The organism is Alicyclobacillus tolerans (genome assembly GCF_900142255.1).
In the GTDB taxonomy this organism is placed as follows: domain Bacteria; phylum Bacillota; class Bacilli; order Alicyclobacillales; family Alicyclobacillaceae; genus Alicyclobacillus_I; species Alicyclobacillus_I tolerans.
Genome location: NZ_FRAF01000012.1, coordinates 97,596 through 106,657, shown reverse-complemented (window position 1 = coordinate 106,657; position 9,062 = coordinate 97,596). Strand labels below are relative to the sequence as shown.

Genomic DNA, 9,062 nt, shown 5'->3' with positions numbered 1-9,062 from the left:
TCGGGGAGGGATAAGCGCTGAAAGCATCTAAGCGCGAAGCCTGCCTCAAGATAACGTATCCCATTCCGTCAAGGAAGGAAGACCCCTTATAGACGATAAGGTAGATCGGTCTGGCGTGGAAGCGTCGTGAGGCGTGGAGCGGACGGATACGAATCGGTCGAGGCCTTCACCAAGGAAAATCCCTCTTGCTGAGACAGTTGGAAAGGAAAGAAGAGTCTGGTGACCATAGCGGAGGGGATACACGCGTACCCATCCCGAACACGACCGTGAAGACCTCCAGCGCCGAGCATACTTGGGGTGAAGACCCCTGGGAACCTAGGTCGTTGCCAGGCAACAGGAGTACAGGTGGCTGTTGGGAGAATGCTCTGTATAAACAGAGCTGAACTCCTGACAGTTTTTTTGTATGATACGAATTATAGTCCTATACATTTTTCTCTTTGTGGGTGATGAGATGGAAATTGCTCCTCATGTACATTTATTAACTTCTACTAAAGGTAGTTATGCTTATTTGGTTTTATCCGATGAACCTGTATTGATTGATACAAGTCTTTCATCCAAAAGAGATCAATTAAAAAAAGAATTGGCCAATTTAGGAATGACTCCAAAAGATATTGCGCATGTTCTGTTAACGCATATGGATGTTGATCATATTGGAAACGCAAAATGGCTTCAGGATCAATCATCAGCTATCATTTGGGCTCCCGAAATAGAGATTCCTTACATTCATGGACAAGCGAAGGCAAAGGGAGTAAGGGGTTTGATTCAAAGAACTATGAAAGTTGAGCGTCCACACATCACTCATTCTTACCATGCTGGGCAACAGTTAGGTGGCATTGAAATTATTCCATCTCCTGGTCATACCTTGGGACATGTTTCTTTACGATACAATGATATATTGTTTGCTGGGGACTTGGTGACAACGCGTCGTGGTCAATTAAAGCCATCTCCGGGGTTCTTAACTTGGGATAAACAAGCATTGCGTAAATCGATAAAAGAAGTCGGGAATTTGTCATTTAATTGGGTTTGTCCAGCTCATGGCGATCCGGTTCAAAGAGCTAACTTGTGGGAAACCTTAATGCTATAAAAGTTGGAAATGAGGATGTTATTTGATAGAACATGAAATTACCCAAATGCAAGCTGGTAAAAAGGTACACCGTGTGGTTCGGCAGATGCTTCCCGGTATTCCCTTATCAGGGATATATAAGATGATTCGTACAGGCCGCGTTAAACTCAATGGAAAAAAAGCGAAACCGGATCAAATTGTAGATACGGGTGATCGTTTAATTCTCTTTATTCATCGTGATGACTATGAGAATGTCAAAAAGTCGCCTCATAAATTTTCCGGCATCCGAACAGATATTGAAGTGTTAGAAGAAACTTCTGATTGGTTGGCTGTGCACAAACCAGCAGGTGTTTTAACACATGGTGCGGCGGGCGAGCACAAGCATACATTAGTCAATCAAGTTGCCGCATATCTCTATCAAAAAGGTGATGCAGATTCGGATACATACAGTCCGGCACCTCTTCACCGTTTGGATAGAAATACAAGCGGGATTGTTCTTTTTGCTAAAAATGGCTGGGCGGCTAAAGAAATTTCTCGCCAGATTCAAAATGGTCAGATTGAGAAGTATTATATAGCGTTAGTACACGGAGAGATTAAGCATCGCGGGTCTATTCAGTTGGCTATTTCACGTCGAGAAAACAATCGTACCGTTATATCTGATGCATCAGATGCTCGACCCGCTCGAACGGATTTTGAACCTATTGTAAGCAATGGTAAATCGACAGTTGTCTGCCTGCAACTCATTACTGGCAGGACACATCAAATACGCGCCCATATGAAACATATTGGACATGCTCTGGTTGACGATGTTAAATATCAGGGAGGCCGCGCCATTAGAGAATTGAATAATGAAAATGCGGATAAAGCACCCCATCAATGGCTGCACGCCTTTATGTTGCAAATGGCCGATGGACATATTGTGCGCGATCCGTTGCCTAAAGATTTTCGGAATAAATTACAGAAAATGGGATATTCATCTTTTGAAATTAACGAGATCGATAAATATAATCCTTTTTCTGATTAATTTATCACTAGCGCAGGTGATTCCAAAGCTATGTGTTTTCGGATTTCATCCGGTACGGCTATGGGTCTGCGCTCTTTGGCACTTACAGTTACTACTGTAGCCTTTGCTTCCGTGACCATTTCCCCATACTGGTTCAAAATCTTTTGTTCCATTTGCATACTGCTGCGACCGACGGCGCTTAACCAAGTATAGACGGTCATTGTATCGTTCTGCCTAGCTTCCCGACGATAGTCAACTTCCATACGAGCAAGAACTGTGATGAGGTTTTGTTTTTTTAATTCGTCGTATTTAAAACCGCGTTGTTCAAACCAATCTTCTCGTCCCCACTCCAAATACTCGAGAAACTTCGCATTATTCACATGCGCATTTACATCCAAATCTGTGGAACGAACGGGAAACTCAATTTTAGAAAAAGATTTCAATCTTCACTTCTCCTTAGTATCTGCTATTTACGTCCATGGATATTTTATCATGCGTTTTCCAGTCCACAAAAGAGCATATCCGCGTTGACTTGGGAAATGGTAAAGATGAGATGGTCGTGGAATGAATTCTAAACACTTCTGGAGTTTAAGAAGAGCAGGAAGGGAGGATATTTAAATCGCATGGGATTTCTAAATAAGCCCAAACTGCAAGTATTCTTGGCCACATTCTGTTCCTTCACGATTTTTGTTCCGTGGGGACAAACCACATCCATTGCTCAAGCAGCTACGAAAGCCGATATAAAATTACAGCCTATTTATGAACAGTACGGTAAGCGTTTTGATGTCCCTTGGGGGATTTTAGCAGGGATCGATCGATACGCTGAATTGTCCAAGACAAAGGCTGATCGCAATGAGCATCCGTTCTATGGATATGCTTTTGATGATGTAGCCTGGTCTGGTCTATCGAATCCAAATAGTCACGATATCGATCCGATGACCATTAGTTTATTCGGAGGTCTAGGTGTAGATGCCAATCGTGATCGGATTGCCAGTCAAATTGAAGCAGAAGATCGAATTGCTGCCCTTGCCTCTTGGATTGATTTGGAAAGCGGTGAGAGTGATTTGGATGAATGCGTGTGGGCATTGTTTCAAGATCCTGTGGCAATGGACAGAGTCTTTGCCTTCTCACGTATTTTTGAGACATTTGGTTTGCATCCAGAGGGTCACTGTTTTCCAGTAGATAAACGTTATAATTATACTGTCAAGCATACATTTGGTGCGGGAAGAAGTTTTGGCGGTAGAAGAATTCATGAAGGTGTCGATATTTTTGCCTCTTACGGTACACCCGTGCTGGCTTGCAGTTACGGATACGTAGAATTGATGGGTTGGAATCGTTTTGGCGGCTGGCGTGTAGGGATACGCGACGGAGATAACTACTACTATTATTACGCTCATTTATCTTCTTTTGCAAAAGGCGTGAAACAAGGCAGTTTAGTGCGTCCTGGTCAAGTGATTGGCTATGTTGGTTCAACAGGATACGGACCACCTGGTACGGCTGGAAAGTTTCCACCCCATTTGCATTTTGGAATATATCGAGAGATCGGACATCGTGAGTGGGCTTTTAGCCCTTCGTCCATGTTAGCTTCCTGGGAACGTCAAAAACAGACGGTCATGAGGGTAAAAAGTTGAAGCCAACGGCTCTTGGCACTACAATTGGGAAGGGACTTTTTGATGATGGATTTTGTCGAAAAGAGAACTTTCTTGAAGTGAGGGAGCCTAACAGTGAAAAGCAAGCCAGTATCTGCTTCAAGAACCGTTATGACGGACTTGGTGCTACCTCCAGATACCAATAATTATGGTACTATTTTCGGCGGGCGAGTGATGGCTTATGTGGATAAAATAGCAAGCATCGCCACAATGCGTCATGCCCGTATGCCAGTGGTTACAGCTTCTTCAGATAGCCTGGATTTTTTGGAACCTATTAAAGCTGGGGAAGCCATTCGATTGGAGGCGTTTGTGACATATACGCACAAAACTTCAATGGAAGTTTTTGTGCGTATAGAGTCCGAAAATTTGATGACTGGGCAAGTCAAACAAACCGGCGCTTCGTATTTGACGTTTGTTGCACTGGGGCCTGATGGAAGACCTGCTCCTGTACCTGGTGTGATTCCGGAAACGGAAGAGGAGAAATGGCATTATCAAACTGCGCCTGCTCGCTTTGAATATCGCAAGCAGCGTAAAATGGAAAGGTTGGCACAAAATGAGCGAACTTCTCGTTGAAGTCACACGTGGTGAAATTGTAGAAAGTGTACATCGCGGCGATTTAGTCGTGATAGATTTCAAGGGCAATTTGATTGCTTCAACTGGCGATCCTAATCGTGTTATGTTTGCTCGTTCTTCAGCCAAACCTTTGCAAGCATTGCCGCTTCTATTGACAGGAGCTGCTGACAGTTTTCAATTGTCCAGTGCTGAACTGGCTCTAGCCTGTGCTTCACATAGTGGTGAGCCAGAGCATACTGAACTTGTACAAAGTTTACTTGCTCGTCTGGGTCTTTCCGTCGATGATTTGCGTTGTGGTGTCCATGCTCCTTATCATCAAAAAACCTATGAGACGATGTTGAAAAATGGTCAAGTAGTCACCGCGTTGCATAACAATTGTTCTGGAAAGCACACCGGAATGCTTGCGCTAGCAAAATTTTTAAATGCTCCACTGGATACATATGACCAGCGCGATAACCCAGTTCAAGAGCATATTTTTCAAGTATTGCAAGCAGTTTGTGAAATAGAGTCTGACAAAGTGAAATGGGGAGTCGATGGATGCGGTGTACCAGTGTTTGCTATGCCCATTCATCGTTTTGCGCTGCTATATGCCAAGCTGGCAGAGAGTGTTAGACAGGAAAATCCGCAAGAAAAAATTGGCTGGGCTTTAAAACGTTTGGCAAGTGCTATGATGGATAATCCTAAACTTGTAGCTGGTAGCGAACGACTTTGTACAGATTTAATGATGTCAATGCCTGGCAGAGTAGTTGCAAAAGCCGGAGCAGAAGGCGTTTATTGTGTAGGATGGGTAGAAAAAGGAATAGGACTTTGTTTAAAGATTGACGATGGTAACAGCCGTGCGGTGGGACCAGTTGTAATTGAAGCGCTGAGTCAATTGCAGCTTTTAACCGCAGAAGAGAAAAATGCGTTAAACCGCTGGCATCGGCCGTCTCTCGTTAATCACAGCGGAACTTTGGTAGGAGAGATTCGTCCCGCTTTCGAACTTCAGATTCGCTGAACTTAATGGCTTTCGTGAAATAAGGGGCGGGGTTGTTCCTAATCAGTGAAACGGGAGTGAATTCTTTGTTAATGCAGGAGTCTGAGCGCGATCAATCACATCTTCCGCGCCATGCCAGGTTAGGTCTCAAGCATCACCGCGTTGCTAGATACGCCATGGTATTATACATGGCGTATCCCATTGTCGATTATGCATTGCGTCTACCGCATATCCATCCCATTGGTGTTATTTGGGATGTCGTAGTGCTACTCATATTAGCTGTTGTAGCATTGCGACGTTGGTTGGCAGGCGAAAAACCCAAATTATTTCTCTGGCAAAAATTTGCCGGCTGGTACATTCTATTCTGCTTCGCTATGATGTTTTCTAATATTGGACAACCTATTCTTGCTGTTCAAGGGTTGCGGGATGACATTTATTACATGCTCTATACTTTTTTAATGCCTTTTGTTGTCGATGAAGAAGATGTGCCAAAGTTACTTCATGTTCTTGCTTCTACCGCTGTTCTAATTGGAGCAAATGGAATTTATCAGTATGTCACCAAAGCTCCGGTCCCCCAAGCGTTTAATGACGTCAACGAACATGTTCGTACCCGTGTCTTTTCTGTATTACAGAGTCCGAATGAAATGGGCGCATTTACAGCTATGACTTCACCACTTTTAATCAGCTTAGCTATTCGTGAAACCAATCGCTGGAGAAAAATGTTTTATATTCTTGGCGCTGTCTTTTGTCTAGCTTCGTTACTCTTCAGCTATACACGAGGAGCTTGGTTAGCTTTTGCGTTGTCATTGTTGATTACCGCGCTCATTTTTGAGCGGAGATTGTTACTGATTCTTTTAGTCGTAGGTGTTGTGGCATTCTTTCTACCATCTATACATCATCGATTTGCTGATTTGTTCTCACCGGTCTATTTTCTTAAATCAGCTGAAGCAGGCCGCATTGCCCGTTGGTTAACGGCGTTTGATCATATGGCGGCAAATCCTCTTTTTGGCGCAGGCTTAGGCCATTACGGAGGACAAGTTGCTGCAACTTATCGAGGTGGAATCTACTCCGATAATTACTACGCAAAGACATTGGGCGAATCTGGATTGGTGGGGCTTGTTCTGTTTGCTGGTATGCAACTTTCCCTTCTTTATGAGCTGTATAAAAAAGTTGCCAAAGCAGCTTGGGGACGAGATAAGTTTTTAGCTATTGGAGGATTTGCAGGTATTTTAGCGGTTGTGATTCATAATTTCACAGAAAATGTATGGGAATACAATCCCATGACAGCTCTGTATTTTGCTTTTTCAACTCTCTTACTGATTTGGGGATATGGGCGGTTTGGCAAGGAGGTGCAAGATGGACAAAACATTGAAGCGTAGTCGTCGATGGCTTTGGATTGTCTATCTGCTTTGGGCGCTGTTTGTCAATGCTATGAATCTTTGGGTTGTTAAACCATTGGTTGAAGATTTTGCTTTGCTTGGCGTACTGGCTGTCATCGTGATTATTGTGCTCTGGCTGACAACTATTCGCATCCAATCGCGCAAAAAATGGATTACTTTCACGCTGTTTGCTCTTTTGCTTGGTCAAGGAATTTCAAGCGTATCCTTTTATCCTACAGGGTTGCGTGTGCTTTTTACTGTCATCATGCTTCTGGGATTGTGTATTTTGGCTATATGGTTTACGAAAGCAGGTTGGAAGACCGTACTGGTTTCTGCGGCTGCAATTTTGCTGGTGAATCTATGGCTTCCCTACAGTGAATGGCCGTTTTTGACACATTTTAAGATCGTAAAATATGGAAAAATGAGTTTGATTCCTGGAGATATTCCTGCATTGCCTTGGTCGACCATTTCAACTCCGCAAGGACCTGCACTTGTCACTTTCAATCGTGTATTACCTAGCAATGCAGAACTTAGTGATTTAGCTAGTCAAGCTACAAGTAAGCCTGACTCTCTGTATAATCTTTTACAGACCGCTCAACACGAGTATGAGTTAATGGAAATACTTTCGGATCACGGCAAAGCAGTAGTTAAACCGCTACCGTTGAGTGATTTAGCTCAAGTTTCACTTTGGAATTTGGTGGCGCCTACATTCCCCTTGTCAGTTTCACATTGGAAGATTGTCAATCAACATGCCATTATGTATTTGACGGCTCCAGTTTCACCTGCCAGCGCCGCAGCATTAGGTTTAGAACCAGCCAGTTATTCAGGCAATTTTCTGGCTTTGGCTGCACAAACCTGGGAGCAAGATCAAGAGCAATGGAATCAATTATTATCTGACGCCAATGTTACACCTGCAAATCCACCCTTGCAGATTCAAGGAGGACTTTTGACCGGAAGTTGGCAAGGTCATACAGTGCAAGTTCCAGTCAAAACGCAAATTATTCTTGGTGAAGGCTCATTTACTCGACCAGGTGCCAATCAGGTATTGCTCGAAGGAGCCAATTTACTGCAAATTGTCAGTTTAACTCAAAATAAAGTAGTAGCTAGCTTCCATGCTTCGTTGACACAATCACTACCGCATGATATTGTGATTGGTCCGCTTACCAAGGGTGGACCAGATGCTATTTTTGTCAACGCTCAAAGAGCCTATATTTTGTCGGTCAATAGTGCAGGACAGTTTCGTACAGTATATGAGGCTCCCCTTGGTTCCTCGTTGCGTTTTGAAGCTGTATTACCTTCTGTTGGAAATCGAGCACCTGAAATTATCACGGATGATCCAAGTGCGATGAGAGACGTGCCAACTCGATATTTCTCTTCTTATCTATATCGAGATCATCAACTTTATCGAAATTGGCGTGTATATCGAACCAACGTTGTCAATGTAGAGCCTGTTCATTGGCAACCAGGTAAGGTTGATTTAGCTCTTTCCATATACGGAACGGGTGAATATTTAATCATTCAACGTTCGTATACGCCAGTACTCCCAGTCTCTATTGGTATTTTTATAATCATTGGTCTCATTGGCTGGGGACTGCGCTTGAATGACAGAAGAAAGCGGGTGAAAGCAGATGAAGTCCAATAAGCTATGGATTGTAGCTGCATTGCTTGGTTGTTTTGGACTGGTTGGATGTTCGCCAAAACCTCTGACCACCTTAAATCAAGTGCCACCCATTTCTTTAGCGAAAACGGATGCTGAAGCATGGCCCATCATTCAGACGGCTATTCAAAAGGGGCTTCAACTTCATCAATATCAAATTAAGGCTAGTGTTAATTTAGTTGATAATTCTATAAATCCATCATTTACCGTCTATGGTTCAGTTGAAAAACCAAATGAAGTTTCGTTAGGTGTACATGAGGGAGATACGAATATTCAATTTTTTCAACAAGGGCAGTCCGCATTCTCGTTTGTCAATGGTCACTGGACACCTTCTGATCCTTTGCCAAGCCCCGATGTATTTCAAACGTATGCTAAAGTGCTAGAAGGTGTAGAGAAGATGGGAACGCCTGTGTATCTGCAGCCTCAACAATATGTGGTAGACGAGTATTGCTGGGTGTTCACCATGATTGTCCCTGGTGTGGATGTGGAAAAATTAGCCACATGGGATGCGGGAGAAGTGTTTCCAGCCAGTTCGCATGTTTTAATGACGGTCATGGTCGGAAAACACAGTGGTCAAATTCGTGAAGTAGAAACGAGTTCGGTGGGTTCTATATCGGAAGTGGGACCTATACAAATTTCTACAGACACCATTCTGTTTAACCTGAATAAAAAATACGCCAAGGTAAACATTCCTTTGTCACTTGTAAAACAATTCAAAGATTAGAGTTTATATCATTTCAGATATGCTCATCAGTTGGCAAA

At 43.3% G+C, this 9,062-nt stretch carries 9 protein-coding genes and 2 rRNA genes; 10 read left to right on the top strand and 1 reads right to left on the bottom strand.

Annotated elements, in window-relative coordinates; genetic code table 11:
- From BUA75_RS08410 to BUA75_RS08395, 4 genes are all read left to right on the top strand, one after another.
- Positions 1 to 173, top strand: a 23S ribosomal RNA gene (locus BUA75_RS08410); the annotation flags it as partial.
- Positions 174 to 215: 42 nt separating this feature from the next.
- Positions 216 to 332 (top strand): 5S ribosomal RNA (gene rrf / locus BUA75_RS08405).
- 119 nt (positions 333 to 451) lie between these two features.
- The gene (locus BUA75_RS08400) at positions 452 to 1,084 is read left to right on the top strand and encodes an MBL fold metallo-hydrolase (protein ID WP_072874148.1); all 633 of its coding nucleotides are present in this window, start codon (positions 452 to 454) and stop codon (positions 1,082 to 1,084) included.
- A 22-nt stretch (positions 1,085 to 1,106) separates the two neighbouring features.
- Positions 1,107 to 2,087 (top strand): RluA family pseudouridine synthase, encoded by a 981-nt coding sequence (locus tag BUA75_RS08395; protein WP_083574209.1) that lies wholly within the window; start codon positions 1,107 to 1,109, stop codon positions 2,085 to 2,087.
- Here BUA75_RS08395 and BUA75_RS08390 read toward each other — a convergent pair.
- Positions 2,084 to 2,509 carry an acyl-CoA thioesterase gene (locus tag BUA75_RS08390; protein ID WP_072874147.1) on the bottom strand — a complete coding sequence of 142 codons (426 nt, stop codon included), beginning with the start codon at positions 2,507 to 2,509 and terminating at the stop codon, positions 2,084 to 2,086. The genes BUA75_RS08395 and BUA75_RS08390 overlap by 4 nt on opposite strands.
- Positions 2,510 to 2,689: 180 nt before the next feature.
- On the opposite strand from BUA75_RS08390, the gene BUA75_RS08385 reads away from it, so the two are divergent.
- From BUA75_RS08385 to BUA75_RS08360, 6 genes are all read left to right on the top strand, one after another.
- Entirely contained in the window at positions 2,690 to 3,697 is a 1,008-nt protein-coding gene (locus BUA75_RS08385) for a M23 family metallopeptidase (protein WP_083574208.1), read from the top strand.
- A gap of 129 nt (positions 3,698 to 3,826) precedes the next feature.
- Positions 3,827 to 4,288, top strand: coding sequence for an acyl-CoA thioesterase (locus BUA75_RS08380; protein ID WP_072874166.1), 462 nt, complete (start codon positions 3,827 to 3,829; stop codon positions 4,286 to 4,288).
- Positions 4,269 to 5,285, top strand: coding sequence for an asparaginase (locus BUA75_RS08375; protein WP_072874146.1), 1,017 nt, complete (start codon positions 4,269 to 4,271; stop codon positions 5,283 to 5,285). The genes BUA75_RS08380 and BUA75_RS08375 overlap by 20 nt, the downstream gene beginning before the upstream one ends.
- A 71-nt stretch (positions 5,286 to 5,356) precedes the next feature.
- Positions 5,357 to 6,643, top strand: coding sequence for an O-antigen ligase family protein (locus tag BUA75_RS08370; protein WP_238413748.1), 1,287 nt, complete (start codon positions 5,357 to 5,359; stop codon positions 6,641 to 6,643).
- Positions 6,621 to 8,285 (top strand): hypothetical protein, encoded by a 1,665-nt coding sequence (locus BUA75_RS08365; RefSeq protein WP_072874144.1) that lies wholly within the window; start codon positions 6,621 to 6,623, stop codon positions 8,283 to 8,285. Before BUA75_RS08370 ends, BUA75_RS08365 begins: the two co-directional genes overlap by 23 nt.
- Positions 8,272 to 9,024: a hypothetical protein gene (locus tag BUA75_RS08360; RefSeq protein ID WP_072874143.1), complete on the top strand. Its 753-nt coding sequence runs from the start codon at positions 8,272 to 8,274 to the stop codon at positions 9,022 to 9,024. Before BUA75_RS08365 ends, BUA75_RS08360 begins: the two co-directional genes overlap by 14 nt.
- Positions 9,025 to 9,062 lie beyond the last annotated feature (38 nt).

Excerpts from the sequence above, each read along its gene's own strand:
- BUA75_RS08400 (WP_072874148.1), top strand. The coding sequence starts at position 452 with ATGGAAATTGCTCCTCATGTACATTTATTAACTTCTACTAAAGGTAGT.
- BUA75_RS08385 (WP_083574208.1), top strand. The coding sequence starts at position 2,690 with ATGGGATTTCTAAATAAGCCCAAACTGCAAGTATTCTTGGCCACATTC.
- BUA75_RS08380 (WP_072874166.1), top strand. The coding sequence starts at position 3,827 with ATGACGGACTTGGTGCTACCTCCAGATACCAATAATTATGGTACTATT.
- BUA75_RS08375 (WP_072874146.1), top strand. The coding sequence starts at position 4,269 with ATGAGCGAACTTCTCGTTGAAGTCACACGTGGTGAAATTGTAGAAAGT.
- BUA75_RS08370 (WP_238413748.1), top strand. The coding sequence starts at position 5,357 with ATGCAGGAGTCTGAGCGCGATCAATCACATCTTCCGCGCCATGCCAGG.
- BUA75_RS08365 (WP_072874144.1), top strand. The coding sequence starts at position 6,621 with ATGGACAAAACATTGAAGCGTAGTCGTCGATGGCTTTGGATTGTCTAT.
- BUA75_RS08360 (WP_072874143.1), top strand. The coding sequence starts at position 8,272 with ATGAAGTCCAATAAGCTATGGATTGTAGCTGCATTGCTTGGTTGTTTT.